Origin of the sequence: Actinomadura sp. GC306, assembly GCF_004348665.1 — a bacterium.
GTDB lineage: Bacteria > Actinomycetota > Actinomycetes > Streptosporangiales > Streptosporangiaceae > Spirillospora.
Genome location: NZ_SMKM01000050.1, coordinates 1 through 15,539, shown reverse-complemented (window position 1 = coordinate 15,539; position 15,539 = coordinate 1). Strand labels below are relative to the sequence as shown.

Annotated in this window: 17 protein-coding genes; 6 read left to right on the top strand and 11 right to left on the bottom strand. The window is 73.7% G+C overall.

Translation table 11 applies throughout. From position 1 onward, the window contains the following. Window position 1: 1 nt before the first annotated feature. The 5 genes from E1200_RS10315 to E1200_RS10295 form a co-directional block, all read right to left on the bottom strand. The gene (locus tag E1200_RS10315; RefSeq protein ID WP_131951602.1) at window positions 2-703 is read right to left on the bottom strand and encodes a class I SAM-dependent methyltransferase; all 702 of its coding nucleotides are present in this window, start codon (window positions 701-703) and stop codon (window positions 2-4) included. 91 nt (window positions 704-794) lie between these two features. After that, entirely contained in the window at window positions 795-1,556 is a 762-nt protein-coding gene (locus tag E1200_RS10310; RefSeq protein WP_131951601.1) for an SRPBCC family protein, read from the bottom strand. 207 nt (window positions 1,557-1,763) lie between these two features. Beyond that, window positions 1,764-2,621 (bottom strand): xanthine dehydrogenase family protein subunit M, encoded by an 858-nt coding sequence (locus tag E1200_RS10305; RefSeq protein WP_131951600.1) that lies wholly within the window; start codon window positions 2,619-2,621, stop codon window positions 1,764-1,766. Further along, window positions 2,618-5,041, bottom strand: coding sequence for a xanthine dehydrogenase family protein molybdopterin-binding subunit (locus E1200_RS10300; RefSeq protein WP_207933277.1), 2,424 nt, complete (start codon window positions 5,039-5,041; stop codon window positions 2,618-2,620). Before E1200_RS10300 ends, E1200_RS10305 begins: the two co-directional genes overlap by 4 nt. Further along, the gene (locus tag E1200_RS10295) at window positions 5,038-5,529 is read right to left on the bottom strand and encodes a (2Fe-2S)-binding protein (RefSeq protein ID WP_131951599.1); all 492 of its coding nucleotides are present in this window, start codon (window positions 5,527-5,529) and stop codon (window positions 5,038-5,040) included. Before E1200_RS10295 ends, E1200_RS10300 begins: the two co-directional genes overlap by 4 nt. Window positions 5,530-6,202: 673 nt before the next feature. On the opposite strand from E1200_RS10295, the gene E1200_RS10290 reads away from it, so the two are divergent. Beyond that, window positions 6,203-6,700 (top strand): cysteine dioxygenase, encoded by a 498-nt coding sequence (locus E1200_RS10290; RefSeq protein WP_165950268.1) that lies wholly within the window; start codon window positions 6,203-6,205, stop codon window positions 6,698-6,700. Here the strand turns inward: E1200_RS10290 and E1200_RS10285 are convergent. The 3 genes from E1200_RS10285 to E1200_RS10275 form a co-directional block, all read right to left on the bottom strand. Continuing rightward, window positions 6,682-7,380: a TetR/AcrR family transcriptional regulator gene (locus tag E1200_RS10285; protein WP_131951598.1), complete on the bottom strand. Its 699-nt coding sequence runs from the start codon at window positions 7,378-7,380 to the stop codon at window positions 6,682-6,684. The genes E1200_RS10290 and E1200_RS10285 overlap by 19 nt on opposite strands. A gap of 71 nt (window positions 7,381-7,451) precedes the next feature. Continuing rightward, the gene (locus E1200_RS10280) at window positions 7,452-7,700 is read right to left on the bottom strand and encodes a hypothetical protein (protein ID WP_131951597.1); all 249 of its coding nucleotides are present in this window, start codon (window positions 7,698-7,700) and stop codon (window positions 7,452-7,454) included. After that, entirely contained in the window at window positions 7,693-9,030 is a 1,338-nt protein-coding gene (locus tag E1200_RS10275; RefSeq protein ID WP_165950267.1) for a PspC domain-containing protein, read from the bottom strand. Before E1200_RS10275 ends, E1200_RS10280 begins: the two co-directional genes overlap by 8 nt. 164 nt (window positions 9,031-9,194) lie before the next feature. On the opposite strand from E1200_RS10275, the gene E1200_RS10270 reads away from it, so the two are divergent. Beyond that, window positions 9,195-10,385, top strand: coding sequence for an ATP-binding protein (locus E1200_RS10270; RefSeq protein WP_243708459.1), 1,191 nt, complete (start codon window positions 9,195-9,197; stop codon window positions 10,383-10,385). Beyond that, complete coding sequence (locus tag E1200_RS10265; protein WP_279484079.1) at window positions 10,382-11,023, top strand: response regulator transcription factor; 642 nt, start codon at window positions 10,382-10,384, stop codon at window positions 11,021-11,023. The genes E1200_RS10270 and E1200_RS10265 overlap by 4 nt, the downstream gene beginning before the upstream one ends. A gap of 12 nt (window positions 11,024-11,035) precedes the next feature. Here the strand turns inward: E1200_RS10265 and E1200_RS10260 are convergent, their stop codons facing one another. The 3 genes from E1200_RS10260 to E1200_RS10250 all read right to left on the bottom strand — a co-directional run bounded on the left by E1200_RS10260 (window position 11,036) and on the right by E1200_RS10250 (window position 13,328). After that, window positions 11,036-11,491: an SRPBCC family protein gene (locus tag E1200_RS10260; protein ID WP_131951594.1), complete on the bottom strand. Its 456-nt coding sequence runs from the start codon at window positions 11,489-11,491 to the stop codon at window positions 11,036-11,038. Window positions 11,492-11,583: 92 nt separating this feature from the next. Then, entirely contained in the window at window positions 11,584-12,321 is a 738-nt protein-coding gene (locus E1200_RS10255; RefSeq protein ID WP_131951593.1) for a PIG-L deacetylase family protein, read from the bottom strand. Window positions 12,322-12,362: 41 nt separating this feature from the next. Next, the gene (locus tag E1200_RS10250; protein ID WP_279484078.1) at window positions 12,363-13,328 is read right to left on the bottom strand and encodes a nucleoside hydrolase; all 966 of its coding nucleotides are present in this window, start codon (window positions 13,326-13,328) and stop codon (window positions 12,363-12,365) included. Window positions 13,329-13,436: 108 nt separating this feature from the next. On the opposite strand from E1200_RS10250, the gene dhaK reads away from it, so the two are divergent. From dhaK to E1200_RS10235, 3 genes are read left to right on the top strand one after another with little or no spacing between them, the layout of a single operon-like run. Next, the gene (dhaK, locus tag E1200_RS10245; RefSeq protein ID WP_131951592.1) at window positions 13,437-14,432 is read left to right on the top strand and encodes a dihydroxyacetone kinase subunit DhaK; all 996 of its coding nucleotides are present in this window, start codon (window positions 13,437-13,439) and stop codon (window positions 14,430-14,432) included. Continuing rightward, window positions 14,429-15,067 carry a dihydroxyacetone kinase subunit DhaL gene (dhaL, locus tag E1200_RS10240; RefSeq protein WP_207933276.1) on the top strand — a complete coding sequence of 213 codons (639 nt, stop codon included), beginning with the start codon at window positions 14,429-14,431 and terminating at the stop codon, window positions 15,065-15,067. Before dhaK ends, dhaL begins: the two co-directional genes overlap by 4 nt. A gap of 5 nt (window positions 15,068-15,072) precedes the next feature. Continuing rightward, window positions 15,073-15,459, top strand: a complete 387-nt coding sequence (locus E1200_RS10235) for a phosphoenolpyruvate--protein phosphotransferase (protein WP_131951591.1) — start codon at window positions 15,073-15,075, stop codon at window positions 15,457-15,459. Window positions 15,460-15,539: the final 80 nt, after the last annotated feature.

Sequence of the window (15,539 nt, the reverse complement as noted above, 5' to 3'; positions counted from 1 at the left end):
CTCAGCCGGGGCGGCGGGCGCGGGCGAACAGCCAGGTGCCCGGCCACGAGCACGGCGGCAGGCGGCGCTCCAGCGCGGCGCCGAGGCGCAGCGCCTCGTTGGCGAGGGGAGGCAGCGGCGCTAGGTCCTCGCGCCGCGCCGTCCGGTGCCTCAGCCGGCGCAGGAACGGCCGGAGCAGCAGACCGCGGGTCCAGACCCGCTCCAGCACCAGCCCGGCGCCCTCGACGAGTTCCGCGAGCGTCTGGCGGCTGTACCGGCGGACCCGCCCGAGGGCCACGTCGTGCGCCGACCACAGCGCCATGTCGCACGGGACGGACAGCAGGGCGGTCCCGCCCGGCTTCAGCACCCGCGCGATCTCCGCCGCCGCGCGGGCGTCCTCCTCGATGTGCTCCAGCACGTCCAGGGCCAGCGCGAGGTCGTACTCGCACGGCGGTAGCGGCAGGTAGCGGGCGTCGCCCACGTACGCCTCCACGCCGTGCGCGCGCGCCAGCGCGACGGCGTCCGGGCTCAGGTCGATCGCGGTGGCCTGCCAGCCGTGCTCCGCGAGGACCCGCGAATTCGTCCCGGCCGCCGCCCCGATGTCGACGGCCGTACCCGGCACGCTGAACCGGAGCAGTTCCGCGGACAGGGTCTCGCGGCGTTCGCGGTACCACCAGTTGTCGTTCTCGATGCGGGTGATCCGCTGCAGCTCGATGGTGTCCACGGGACAAGCCGACGGCATGGGCGGCGCGGCGTTCCACCGACGCCGCCGACCGGCGGCGGATCGTTGACCGGCGTTTGACCCGGCCCCGACGTCAGCGCTTCTTCTTGCGGCGGCGCCGGGTGAGCAGCCGGACGACCACCAGCAGCCCGACCAGCCCGCCGACCGCCGGGACGGCCCGCTTGGCGACCGACGGCCCGGCGACCTCCAGCAGGTCGATCGCGTCGTCCTCCCGCGCGACGCGCAGCGGCCGCTCCCGCTTCGCCGCCGGCGCGGCGGCGGTCTGCGGCTCGGCCGGGGCCTCCGGCGCGGCGGCGCTCTCCGGCGTGATCTCCGTGACGGACGCGCCCTCCGACGCGGGCTCGGACGCGGGCTCCGCGGCCGTGCTCTCGGTCGCGGGGGCGTCCGTGCCGGACGACTCCAGCTCCTCCTCCAGCGCCTTGGCGAACCGGGAGATGATCTTGGAGCCGACCTCGGACAGGATGTTGCGGCCGAACTGCGCCGGGCGTCCCGTCACGTTCAGCTTGGTGTGCACGGTCACGCGGGTCGTGCCGCCCTCGTCGATGAGCTTCGCCTGGACGGTCGCCGCCGCCGTCCCCGAGCCGCGGGCCTCCTTCGCGGACGCCTCCATCGTCACCGTGCGGGACGGCTCGTCGGCCGACACGATGTGCGCGGAGCCGCGGTAGGTGATGGTCATCGCGCCGACCTTCACCTTCATCCGGCCCTTGAACTCCTCGCCCTCGATCGAGTCGAGGGTCGCACCGGGCATGCACGCGGCGACGCGCTCCACGTCGAGCAGCACCGACCATGCCTGATCCACCGGTACGGGGACGGTGAAATCGTGGTCGAGTTCCATGATCAATGTCCTTATCGTCCGGAGACCTTGCCCGTGACCTTACGGCGGGCGCCCGATCCGCCGCCAGCGGCGCCCCTCCGGTCCCGGTCCGGGACCTGCGATGCTACCCGCCCGCTACCCGGCCGGCGCGGGGTCCATGCGCCGGGGTCCATGCGGCCGGGTCCCCCCACCCTGGGGATCCGGCCGCACGGCCCCGGCGAGCCGGCGTCAGGCGCCGGTCGCCGCGCTCAGCGCGCGGGCCGTCAGCACCGTCGCCAGGTGGGCGCGGTACTCCGACGACCCGTGCAGGTCGGTGGGCGGCTCGGTGTCGGCGGCGGCCTGCGCCGCCGCGGTCCGGAACACGTCCTCCGACGCGGGCCGCCCGCTGAGGGCGACCTCCACCGCGCTCGCCCGCACCGGTGTGGGGCCCATGTTGGTGAGCGCGACCCGCGCCTCCTCGATCCCGTCGCCGTTGCGGCGGACGGCGCAGGCGACGCCCACGATCGCCCATGCCTGGGCGGTCCGGTGGAACTTCTCGTAGTGCACGCCCCAGCCGGGCCCCAGCTTCGGCACCCGCACGCCCACGAGGAGCTCGTCCGGCTCCATCGCCGACGTCATCCAGTCGACGAAGAAGTCCGCGGCCGGGATCTCCCGCTCCCCGTCCGCGGACCGGACGAGGAACACCGCGTCCAGCGCCAGCGCGACGGCCGGGAGGTCGCCCGCCGGGTCGGCGTGCGCCATCGACCCGCCGAACGTGCCCCGGTGCCGGACGGCCGGGTCGGCGACCGTCTCGGTCGCCGCCGCGATCAGCGGGAGGTGCTCGCGCACCAGCGGGTCGCGGATCACGTCGTGGTGCGTGGCCATCGCGCCGATGACGAGCGCGTCGCCCTCGTCCCGGATCTCGCGCAGCGCGCCGATCCGGCCGACGTCGATGAGCGCGTCGGGGTAGGCGAGCCGCATCCGCAGCAGCGGCATGAGGCTCTGCCCGCCGGCGAGGATCTTGGCGTCCTCGCCCGCGTCGGACAGCGCCCGGACGGCGTCGTCCACCGAGGCGGGCCGCGTGTAGTCGAACGTCGCGGGGATCACTGGTCACCTCCGGCCGAGCCGAGTCCGCCGCCGGGGCCCGGCTGGGCGGCTCCCGGTTTCGTTTCGCCGCGCAGCGCGCGCCAGACGCGTTCGGGCGTGCACGGCATCGGCACGTCGGTCACGCCGTGCGGGCGCAGCGCGTCCACGATCGCGTTGACGACCGCGGGGGTCGAGGCGATCGTGCCGGCCTCGCCGACGCCCTTCACGCCCAGCGGGTTGGACGTCGCGGGCGTCTCGGTGCGATCGGTCGTGAACGTGGGCAGGTCCGCGGCCGACGGGATGAGGTAGTCGGCCATCGTGGTCGTGGTCAGGTTGCCCTCCGCGTCGTACACGGCCTCCTCGTAGAGGGCCTGCGCGATGCCCTGCGCCAGGCCGCCGTGGACCTGCCCCTCCACGATGAGCGGGTTCACGACCGTGCCGACGTCGTCCACCGCCACGTACTTGCGGATCTTCACCATCCCGGTCTCTGTGTCGACCTCGGTCGCGCACAGGTGCGTGCCGTGCGGGTAGGAGAAGTTCTCCGGGTCGAACGTGGCGTCGGAGTCCAGTGAGGGTTCGATCCCGTCCGGCAGGTCGTGCGCCGCGAACGCGGCCAGGGCGACCTCCTGGAGCGTCTTGCCCTCTTCCTGGACGCCGCGGACACTGAACCGGCCGCCGCTGAAGTCGAGGTCCTGCTCGGACGCCTCCAGCAGGTGCGCCGCGACCTTCCGGGCCTTGTCGACGACCTTCTCGCAGGCGGAGTACAGCGCGACCCCGCCTACGGCGAGCGAACGCGAACCGTAGGTGTCCATGCCCTTGGGCGAGACCGCCGTGTCGCCGTGCAGGACCTTCACGTCCTCCCACGGGACACCGAGCCGGTCGGCGGCGATCTGCGCCCACGCCGTCGCATGGCCTTGGCCGTGCGGGGACGACCCCGTGACGACTTCGACCTTGCCGGACGGCAGGATCCGCACGGACGCGTGTTCCCAGCCACCCGCGCCATAGGACAGCGAGCCCAGGACCCGCGACGGGGCCAGCCCGCACATTTCGGTGAACGTGGACACCCCGATGCCCAGTTGCACCGGGTCCTGCCGCTCGCGGCGGTCGGCCTGCTCGGCGCGCAGCTTGTCGTACTCGAACAGCTCCAGCGCCTTGTCGGTCGCCGCCTCGTAGTTACCGGTGTCGTAGGTGAGGCCGGCGATCGTCTCGTACGGGAACTCCTCGTGCGCGATCCAGTTGCGGCGCCGTACCTCGATGGGGTCGACCCCGAGTTCGGCGGCCAGTTCGTCCATCAGGCGCTCGATAGCGTACGTCGCCTCAGGGCGGCCTGCGCCCCGGTACGCGTCCGTGGGCGTCTTGGTCGTGAAGACGCCCGTGCACGTGAACGAAAGGGCGTCCATCTTGTAGATGCCGTTGAACATGAACGCGCCCAGCAGCGGGATGCCCGGCGTGACGAGCATCAGGTACGCGCCCATGTCGGCCAGCAGGTTCACCTTCAGGCCGCGGATCCGGCCGTCCCGGTCCGCGGCGAGCGTGAGCCGCTGGATCTGGTCGCGCCCGTGGTGGACGGTCATGTTGCCCTCGCTGCGCGACTCCGTCCACTTGACCGGACGGCCGAGCCTGCGGGCGATGAGCAGCGCGAGGACCTCCTCCCCGTACACCTGCAGCTTGGACCCGAACCCGCCGCCCACGTCCGGGGCGACGACCCGGAGGCGGTGCTCGGGGATCCCGGTGACGGTCGCCAGCATCAGCCGCAGGATGTGCGGGATCTGCGTGGCCGAGTAGAGCGTGTAGTCCTCGTCCTCGGGGACGCACAGAACCGAGCGCGGCTCCATCGCCGTGGGGATGAGCCTCTGCTGGACGTATTCGCGTTCGATGACGACGGGAGCGTCCCTCATCGCGGCGTCCAGATCCCCGTTCTCGAACACCCACGTGTAGGACTTGTTCGTGCCGAGGTCCTGGTGGACGAGATCGGCGCCGTCGGCCAGGGCGGCGTCCATGTCGACGACGGCCGGCAGCGGCTCGTAGTCGACGTCGATCTCTTCCAGGGCGTCCACGGCCGCGGCCTTGTCGCGGGCCACCACGCACGCCACGGGCTCACCGACGTACCGGACCTCGCTCACCGCCATCGGCGGGTGCTCGGGGTGCTTCATGTCCTCGGTGACGACCCAGGCGCAGGGCAGGGACCCCTGCTCCTCGGCGAGGTCCTCACCGCTGTACACGGCGACCACCCCGGGCCGGTTCTTGGCCTGCGACGTGTCGACGCGGGTGATCCTCGCGTGCGCGTGGGGGCTGCGCAGGAACGCCATGTGCAGCGTCCCCGCGGGCGTCATGTTGTCGGTCCAGCGGGTACGGCCGGTGATGAGCCGGGCGTCCTCCGACCGCTTGCGCGGGGAGCCGACCTCCTGCGTGGTCACGGCATCGCCCTCCTGCACCGTCACGGCGTCACCTCCTGCTCTGCGGGGTCGCGCATCTCACCGGCGGCGCGCCGGACGGCCTTGACGATGTTCTGGTAGCCCGTGCACCGGCACAGGTTCCCCTCCAGCCCGTCCCTGACCTCGTCCTCGGACGGGTCGGCGTTCTCCCGCAGCAGGTCGAGAGACGCCATGATCATGCCGGGCGTGCAGTAGCCGCACTGGAGCGCGTGCTCCTCGTGGAACGCCCGCTGCATCGGATGCGTCGTGCCGTCGATGCCGAGGCCCTCGACGGTCGTCACGTCAGTGCCGTCCGCCTGGACGGCGAGAACGGAGCAGCTCTTCACGCTCATCCCGTCCATGAGGACGGTGCAGGCTCCGCAGTTGCTGGTGTCGCAGCCGACCGGGGTGCCGACCTTCCCCAGCCGTTCGCGCAGGTAGTGGACCAGAAGGAGGCGCGGTTCGACCTCGTCTTCATACGTCGCGCCGTCGACCTCGACACGGATTCGTGGCATGCGTTTCTCCCAGGGACGTCTCGGATGGACACGGGAAGAGACGTCCCCCGGGTGGGGCGCGCTGGTCTGGCCACGTCATCGGGGCCACCTCCGTGAAAGGCGACCATCCGAACCTATGCCGCGGTCGAATCGGGGACTAGCCCCCGAAGTCGGTTATTTACCACCGGCTGAGCGAAGGATGGCCCGCGCACCCGCGCGATGCAGCGCCGGCCCGCTTCCCGGCCGACGATGCCGTCGCCGCCGGGCGCCGGACGCCGCTCGACCGGCGGGCCGTCACGGACCGCCATCGAGCAGGCGAGAACCGGAGATTCCGGGGTAGGTGCGGCGTATGTTCATCTTCTCGTCCCGACTGGGCTGCATGGGTTCGCTGGCCCTGACCGTCGTCCTGACCTGGATCGCGTACCTGGTGCTCAGCCGCTGATCTGGACTCCGTTCCTGGGGCCGGACGCCTGCGGATGCGCGCCGGCCGGGCGGATTCCGGGGGCCTTCCGGTGTTCGGCTTGACAACCCTTGGTTACGAGTGTCTGCTTAGACGCGTGTCAGCGCGAGTCTCCCTCGACAGCCCCGTGGCCCTCGGCCGCGTGGCGAGCGCGCTGTGTCCTTCGTGTTGTCGCTGAACCTCGCTGAACCTCGTCTCCAGCCGGCCGACACACATTCCGAAGGACCTTCTCCCGTGGTTCCCGATCTCACCATGCGTGGCCAGGACGATCCGCACGGCCGCGCGACCATCGCGCACCCGCCCACCGTGGGGCAGCTCGCGTCCCTCGTCCGGGACCTCGCCGCACGCCCCGGCGACTGGTGGCCGCTCGCCGGATTCGACGCCGAGCGGCCGGTGCACGTCCCGCTCGGCGGCGGGGCGTGGCTCACGACCTGGCCGCCCGGCCACGGCGGGCCCGTCCGCGGGCGGGTCAGCACGCTGCTCGCGGGGGAGCTCGCGGAGGTCGTGATCGCCGAGTCCGGGGTGACCGAGCGGCCGCTGCGCGCCAACCGCGTCCGGGTGCACGGCACGTCGCCGCACGGCACGCCGCCGCACGGCACGGCGTCGCACGGCACGGCGTCGCACGGGGGGTCGCCGAACGCGCTGACCAATCCCGGCCCGGCGTTCGCGGTGAGCCTGCACGCCGGCGAGCCCGGCCCGTGGGACGCGCCGGGTCAGCTCTCCGCCAGGTAGGGCGACGCCGCCTCGCGGCCGATCAGCGGCAGCAGCACGAAGTAGGTCAGCGACGGCAGCAGCGACGGCAGCTCGCCGGTCTCGCCCGTCTCCGTCTGCACGTAGATCGCGCTGTAGATGCCGCCCACGATCGCGTCGATCACCGAGACCGGGACGGGCGGCAGCGACGGCGCGGCGAAGAACGCGCGGAACCGGGCGAGGTCGTCGATGCGGGCCTGCCGGACCCGCGGGCCCGCCGCGTTCACCTCGACGAGGGAGGCCCGCGCGAACCGGGGCTCGCTCGCGAGGACGGCGAGCATGGTGCGCAGCGCGGCGTGGATGCCGTCCGGCCAGGCCGGCGCGGCCTCGTAGACCTCCGTCATCCGGGTGAGCAGGATGTCCATGCCGCGCCGGTAGGCGGCGAGGAAGCAGTCGTCGAGGTCGGTGAAGTGCGCGTAGAAGGTCTTCTTGGTGACGCCCGCGGCCTCGGTCACCCGGCTGATCGTGGTGTGCGCGAACCCGCGCTCCGACACGACCTGGACGAACGCGTCGACGAGCCGTTCCCGCTGGATGCCGGCGACGGTCTCGGGGGACAGGCCGTGCCGGCCGGGCTTGATGGCGCGGCCGGGGTCCAGCGCGGAACGGGAGCCGGGCAGCACGTCGGCGCCGCTCACCTCGGGCGCGCCGGGCTGACCTGACATCTGACCTCGCTCCGCTCCCTTGCCTCCGGGCCAGGTTACTTCCCGGTCGCGGCGGGCGGGGGCGGCGGGGTTCAGCGCAGGTGGCGGCGGCGCGCGCGGGTCAGCACGCGGACGATCCCGACGAGGCCGAGCCCGATCAGCACCACCGGCGCCAGGACCGCCGGCGCCAGCACCCGCTCGTCCGTCAGGCCCTCCGCCAGGAACAGGCCCGCGAGGACGAGGAAGAACAGCCCGGTGACGGGGCCCGCCGGGTCGAACCCGCGCGGCCGCTCGGTGTTCGCCGCGGCCGTCCCGGTCTCCGCTTCCCGTCGCTCAGCCACGGCGCACGTCCACGTCGCCGATCTTCCCGCGGATCCGCAGGACGATCACCGGCGGGTCCTCGCCCGGTCTCGCCTCGGGCTCCATGACCTCGGTGCTGCGGACGTTCGGGCCGCTGGTCGTCTTGCTGCCGACGCGCAGGTCGCCGAGCGTGATCCGGGCGTCCACCATGACGCGCGCGGTGGGCGGCACCTTGACCTCCAGCCCGCCGAGCATGACCTCGGCGGTGATCGTGACGCGCTGCCCGGCGGTGACCGGCAGGGAGGTCAGGTCGAGCGTGCCCTGCCCGACGCCGACCTTGTACTCCTGGCCGGTCTGCGCGGCGTCCACGGGGCGCCACTCCACCTCGCCGTACTCGGCGTTGCGCGGCATTTCGCCCGCGACGGCCGTGGTCAGCATGGCGAGGGTCAGCACGGTTCCCGCGGTGGCGAGCCCGCGCGTGCGGAACCAGCCGCCGAGGACGAGCCCGCCGCCGATGACCGCGAGCGCCGGGGCCATGATGATCAGCCAGGAATCGGGGGCGGCGTACGGCTGCGCGACCGGGATCATCGCCGCGCCGACCGCCATGGCGGCCAGCAGCGTGATCGCGGTGGTGGGCGACTTCCCGCAGCCGTCCCGCTTCGCGGGCGCCGCCCCGGACCGGCCGGTGTCGTCCGCGCGGAGGGCCGCGTCCCGAGCCGCCGCGTGCGCGGCGCCGTAGGCGGCGAGGTCGATCATGCCCTCGGGGAGGCGGCCGGCGCCCGCCCAGGACGGGGCGTCCGGCACCGGCTCCTCCTCGGTGTCCTTGTGCAGGGAGACGCCGCCGGTGCCGTCGTCGAACCGGGCCCCCGCGGCGGACGGCTCAGGCCGGTGCCCGGAGAGCCGCTCCGGGACCGCCCGCGCGGCGCCCACCAGGTCCACGCCCCGCGAGTGCGCCACGAGCAGCACCAGCCCGAACACCACCATGACGGCGATCGCGTCGGTGGGGACGCCGCCGACGATGCTGAACGCGACGCCCGCGCCCAGCAGCGCGCCGAGGACCGTCAGCACGGCCGGCGCGTCGAACCAGCGCTTGAAGAGCTGCTCGGCGAGCGACGACTCGCCCGGCGTCGCGGGCATCAGCAGCGCCGCCACGATGTAGAGGAAGACGCCCTGCCCGTGCGCGAGGACCAGGACCGCGAACCCCACCCGGAACACGACCGGATCGATGCCGGTGTAGCGGCCGAGGCCGGTGCACACCCCGGCGAGCACGCGGCGGTCGCCGTCGCGCGCCAGCCGGGCGTACCCCGTGCCGGTCCGGAGACCACCGGTCCTGAGGTCGCCGTCGTTCCTGCCGTCCGGATCCTCGCTCATGCCCACCATCGTGGCCCTCCGCGTCCGCGCACGGTATCCGGGACGCCCCTGATCCGACCCTGAGGTGAACCTCGGGTGAGGCCCTGATGCGGTCCACGCCCCCGGCATGTGACGATCGACGGAGTGATGGGCGTGCGCAGGGCGATACCCCGGAAGGGACGGCGGTGAGCGAACAGACGGCAGGCGCGTCCGGTGTGACGCCGGCGGTGCCGCGGCTCGGGCGCAGCGCCGAGGGCAGGCTCATCGCCGGCGTGTGCCGCGGCCTGGCCGCGCACCTCGGCGTGGACGTCCTGGTCGTCCGCGTGGCGTTCGTCCTGCTGACGATGGCGAGCGGGCTGGGGACCGTCGCGTACGCCGCGTTCTGGATCCTGGTGCCCGCCCCCGACAAGGAAGAGCGGGCGGGCGGTCGCAGGCGGGGCCGCGACTGGGGCCAGCTCCTGGCCTACGTGGCGGTCACGCTCGGCCTGGCGGTGCTGCCGTGGGGTGCGGCGGGGATCGTCCAGTGGGCGCTGTGGCCGTTCGCCATCGGCGGCATCGGCGCCGCGATCCTGTGGCAGCAGGCCGACCGCGACCAGCGGCAGCGCTGGACGCTGCCGCTGCGCGAGCGGTGGCTGCGCAGCCTGCTCGGCCTGCTGCTGGTCGTCGGCGGGGTCGGCGGCGTCCTCGTGCAGAACGTCGAGGCCGCGCAGGCCGGGTCCGTCATCATCGCGATGCTGATCATCCTCAGCGGCGTCGCGGTGATCGTGACGCCGTGGGTGGTGCGGCTCTGGCAGGACCTGGACGCCGAGCGGCACGAGCGGATCCGGTCCCAGGAGCGCGCCGAGCTGGCCGCGCACATCCACGACTCGGTGCTGCACACGCTGACCCTCATCCAGCGGAACGCGGCCGACGCCCGCGAGGTGCAGCGGCTCGCGCGGTCCCAGGAGCGGACGCTGCGGACGTGGCTCTACCAGCCGCGCGCCGACCCCGACCAGACGTTCGCCGCCGCGATCCGGGAGACCGCGGGCGAGGTCGAGGACGACCACGGCGTGCCGATCGAGATCGTCTGCGTGGGGGACACGCCGCTGGACGAGGGCCTTCGCGCGACGCTGCAGGCCGCGCGGGAGGCCATGGTGAACGCCGCCAAGTACGCCGGGGCCCCGGTCGTGTCGGTGTACGCCGAGGTGGAGGGCGACGAGGTGGCCGTCTTCGTCCGCGACCGCGGCAAGGGATTCGACATCGACCAGGTCCCGGAGGACAGGATGGGCGTGAAGGAGTCCATCATCGGGCGCATGGAGCGCAACGGCGGCAAGGCCACCGTCCGCACGGAGCCCGGCGAGGGGACCGAGGTGCGATTGGAGATCAAGAGATCGTGAGTGAGCCGCTGAAGAGGGTCGTGCTGGTCGACGACCACCAGATGTTCCGGACCGGGGTGAAGGCCGAGCTCGGCGGCGGCGTCGAGATCGTCGGGGAGGCCGGCGACGTCGACGAGGCGGTCTCGGTGATCCGCGCGGCGAAGCCGGACGTGGTGCTGCTGGACGTGCACCTCCCCGGCGGCGGGGGCATCGAGGTGCTGCGGCGGCTGCACGGCGCCGTCCCGTCGAAGTTCCTCGCGCTGTCGGTGTCGGACGCGGCGGAGGACGTGATCGGCGTCGTCCGGGGCGGGGCGCGCGGCTACGTCACCAAGACGATCTCCGGCCCGGAGCTGACCGACGCGATCGGCCGGGTCGCCGAGGGCGACGCCGTGTTCTCGCCCCGCCTGGCCGGTTTCGTGCTGGACGCGTTCGCCGCCACCGACGCGCCCAGCGTCGATCCCGAGCTGGACCAGATCACCCAGCGGGAGCGGGACGTGCTGCGCCTCATCGCCCGCGGCTACGCCTACAAGGAGATCGCCAAGGAGCTGTTCATCTCGGTCAAGACGGTCGAGACGCACGTGAGCAGCGTCCTGCGGAAGCTCCAGCTGTCCAACCGGCACGAGCTGTCGCGCTGGGCCGCCGCCCGCCGCCTCGTGTGAGGCCCCGCGAAGTCAGACGGCGCCGGGCAGCCGGGCCGGGCAGCCGGGCTCGCAGTGCTCGGAGTGCCACGCGATCCGCCGCGCGTACGAGCCGAACCTGCGGCGCAGCATCGCCCGCATCAGCGGACCCGTGCCCGGGAGCGCGTCGAACGTGCCGCGCCACCGGACCAGGGTGCCCGAGTAGTGCGGCTCCAGCGTGACGTCCACCCGGAGGCGGCGCGGACGCGGACCGGACAGCGCGATGTAGCCGTAGTGCTTGGGCGGGTCCCAGGCGACCACTTCCTCGCGCCAGGGCGGGACGCGCCGGACGGCGCCGATCCCGTTCGGATGGTCGTCGCCCGCCGACTCCCGCCTGCCGCGGGTCCAGAACCCGCCCCACTCGTCCCACGCCTCGGCCACGGACAGATGCTTGAAGACGACATCGGCCGGCGCCCTGGACGTGGCGGTCGCTTCGATCTCCTGCGGCATGACACCCCCCGAGTCCGTCGCACGGGGCTCATGCCCGTTCTCACGCCGATTACGGCTTGTGAGAGCTTGATTTTGGAACGTGACGATACAGGTCAGGCGGTGTCCACGACCTGGAACGCCTCGGCGAGCGCGCCCTCGGGCAGGCCCGCCGCGGCGGCGTTGGCCGACAGCCAGCCGCGCACCATCTCGGCCAGCCCGTCGCCCATGTGCCCGGTCTGGCTGGCATGGGCGCGCAGCGCGTTCAGCTTCCGGTCGAAGCGGTCGGTGATGTCGACGTAGTGGTTCACGACCGGGCCGCCGGTGAGCCACACCTCGCGCACCGTCCAGGCGTCGAGCCCCTCGTCGGCGAGCAGCTCCGGGAACGCGTACGGGTTGCGGGCGTCGGGGTACACGGCGTCGAGCGCCGCCGCGCCGACCGCGCGGTGGTCGGGGTGGCTGGGGTAGATCCGCTCGTAGTTGCGCTCGGGGCTCGGCATCAGCACCCGGTCCGGCCGCACCTGCCGGATCACGCGGGCGATGTCGCGGCGCAGGCCGAGCGTCGCCTCGACCCGGCCGTCCGGGTAGCCGAGCCACCGGACGTCGCTCACGCCGACGCACTTGGCGGCGGCGGCCTGCTCCTCGCGCCGCAGCGCGGCCATCTCCGCGCGGGTGACGGCGTCGTCGAACCCGCCGGCGTCGCCGTCGGTGACCATGAGGTAGACGACCTCGATGCCGCTGTCGGTCCAGCCCGCCACCGTCCCGGCGGCGCCGAAGTCCACGTCGTCCGGATGCCCCATGACGGCCAGGACCCGCTCAACATCGTCCAGAACACTGATCACGGTTTCCACCATACGGCCCCGCGACGACACCGAATGCCGGACATCGTCCGGGGTCACAGCGACGTGAGGGCCGCCAGCAGCCGCTCGTGGAACGCCGGGACGTCGCCGCCGACGGCGACGCGGACCGGGCGGCGGGTGTCCTCGGCGGGCAGGGACCGGGCGTCCCACACCGTCGTGCCGCGCGTCAGCTCGCCCCGCAGCTCCACCCGCACGGCCCGCTCGGCGTACTCGCCGAGCTCCGGTTCCAGCATGAGCATCGCGGCGAGCGCGTCGTGGACGACCGCGCCCCGCCGCCGCAGCACCGGCGTGTACGCGTCGACGTAGAACGACAGGACCCGGACGGCGAACCGCGCCACCGCCGAGTCGTGCGCCGCGAGCCGGTCGAGCCAGTCGCCGTGGACGGCGGTGGGGTGGGTGGCGTCCAGCGGCACCAGCAGGACCGGCCAGTCCGCCGCGAACACCAGGTCGGCGGCCTCGGGGTCGTGCCAGATGTTCGCCTCGGCGTGCGTGGTGATGTTGCCCGGGTGGTCGAACGCGCCGCCCATGACCACCACCTCCCGCACCAGCGAGGGCAGTTCCGGGTCGAGCAGCAGCGCCGCGCCGAGGTTGGTGAGCGGCCCCGTCGCGAGCACCGTCAGCTCACCGGGCATCGCGCGCGCGAGCCGGACGAGCAGCGCGGCGGCGGGCTCGGCGGCCGGCCGCCCCGCCGGTTCGGGCAGGTGCGTGTCGCCGAGGCCGTCGGCCCCGTGCCAGTCGACCGCGTAGTGGACGTCCTGCGCCATCGGCCGGGCGGCCCCGACCGCGACCGGCACGCCCGTCCCGCCCGCCTCGATCCCCGCCAGCTCCAGCACGCGCAGCGTGTTCAGCGCGCCGGTCAGCGGATCGACGTTGCCGTGGACGGTGCCCACCCCGGCCAGCTCCACCGCACCGGCCCGGATGCGGGACGCCAGGTACAGCAGCGTCATCGCGTCGTCGATGCCGGTGTCGCAGTCGTAGAAGATCGTTCGCGTTCGGCTCACGGGTCGCCAACCTAACGCCGCGCGGGCACGGACGGCATCCCGATATCGGCCCGCCGCCCCCCGGGTTGGGCCTGGGACGCGGGGCGCCACCGGGGTAGAGCTGAGAACATGCGCAAACTCATCAACGCCCCGGCGGACGTGGTCTCCGACGCGCTGCGCGGCATGGCCGCCGCGCACCCCTCGCTGCGGGTCGACCCGGCGAGCGGGACGGTCGTGCGGGCGGACGCGCCCCGCGCCGGGAAGGTCGCCCTGGTGTCGGGCGGCGGCTCCGGCCACGAGCCGCTGCACGCCGGGTTCGTCGGCCACGGGATGCTCGACGCGGCCTGCTGCGGCGAGGTCTTCACCTCCCCGGTGCCGGACCAGATCATCGCCGCGACGATGGCGGTCGACGGCGGCGCCGGCGTGGTCCACCTGGTGAAGAACTACACGGGTGACGTCATGAACTTCCAGCTCGCCGCGGAGCTGGCCGAGGACGAGGACATCGCGGTCACCTCCGTCGTCCTCGACGACGACGTCGCCGTCGAGGACAGCACGTTCACGGCCGGGCGGCGCGGCACCGGCGCCACGCTGTTCGCCGAGAAGATCGCCGGGGCGCTCGCCGAGGAGGGGGCGGCGGTCGACGCGGTCGCGGCGGTGGCGCGCGAGGTGAACGAGCGCAGCCGGTCGTTCGGGGTGGCGCTGTCGTCGTGCACGGTCCCGGCCGCGGGGACGCCGACGTTCGAGCTGGGCGAGGACGAGATGGAGCTCGGCATCGGCATCCACGGCGAACCCGGCCGCGAGCGCGTCAAGGCCGGGACCGCCGCGGAGATCGTGGACGCGTCGCTGCGCGCCATCGACGCCGACATGCCGCTGTCCGGGGCGGAGGTGCTGGTGCTGGTGAACGGCATGGGCGGCACCCCGCTGATGGAGCAGTACATCGCGTACGCGGAGGTCGCGCGGTGGCTGGAGGGGCACGGCGTGACCGTCGTGCGCCCCCTCGTCGGCCCGTACGTCACGAGCCTGGAAATGGCGGGCTGCATGATCAGCGTGTGCCGGGTGACGCCGGAGCTGACCCGGCTGTGGGACGCGCCCGTCGAGACCCCCGGGCTGCGGTGGGGCCGGTGAGCACGGGCGAACTGAACGCGAGCGATTTTGCGTCCTGGATCAGGCGCGCGGCCGAGCTCGTCACCGCCGACGCCGACCGGCTCACCCGGCTGGACGCGGCCATCGGCGACGGCGACCACGGCCACAACATGGACCGCGGCCTCCGCGCCGCCGTCGACTCCCTCGGCGACGGGTCGCCCGGGAAGGTGCTGATGGCGGCCGGGCGCGCGATCGTGTCCAAGACCGGCGGCGCGTCCGGCCCCCTCTACGGGACGGCGCTGCGCCGCGCGGGCAAGGCGCTCGGCGACGCGGACGAGGTGGACGCCGCCGCGCTCGGCACCGCGCTCCGCGCCGCGCTGGACGGCGTCCGCGAACTCGGCAGGGCCGCCGAGGGCGACAAGACGATGGTCGACGCGCTCGCCCCCGCCGTCGCGGCCTACGAGGCGGCGCTCGCGGACGGCGCGGACCTGGCCGGCTGCGTCCGGGCCGCGGCCGGCGCGGCGGAGCGGGGCGCGGAGGCGACCGTCCCGATGCAGGCGCGCAAGGGCCGGGCCAGCTACCTGGGGCCGCGCAGCACCGGCCACCTCGACCCGGGGGCGGCGTCCACCGCGCTCGTCCTGCGGGCACTGGCGGACGTCGCGGCACAGGGAGGGTGAGGCGCATGGTCGGGATCGTGGTGATATCGCACAGCAGGACGCTCGCGGAGGGCGTCGTGGAGGTCGCGCGGGCGATGGGGGTCGGCAAGGCCGTCGTGGAACCGGCCGGAGGGGACCTCGAAGGCGGGCTCGGGACGAGCGTCGACCTCGTGGAGGGCGCGGTCGCCGCGGCGGACGACGGCGACGGCGTGCTGCTGCTCGCCGACCTCGGCAGCTCCGTCCTCACCGCCGAGATGGTCATCGAGGACGCCGCGGGCGGTGACCTGCTGCTCGCGGACGCGCCGCTGGTCGAGGGCGCAGTCGCCGCCGCGTCCATGGCCGCGACGGGCGCCGGCCTCGCCGCCGTGCACGCCGCCGCCGAGTCCGCCTACGACCACCGCAAGACCCGCTAGCGCGCCCCGGCAACCGTTGACTTGCGGCGTGTTGTTGTTATCCGGCCGGCCATAACAACAACACGCCGCAAGTCAACGAG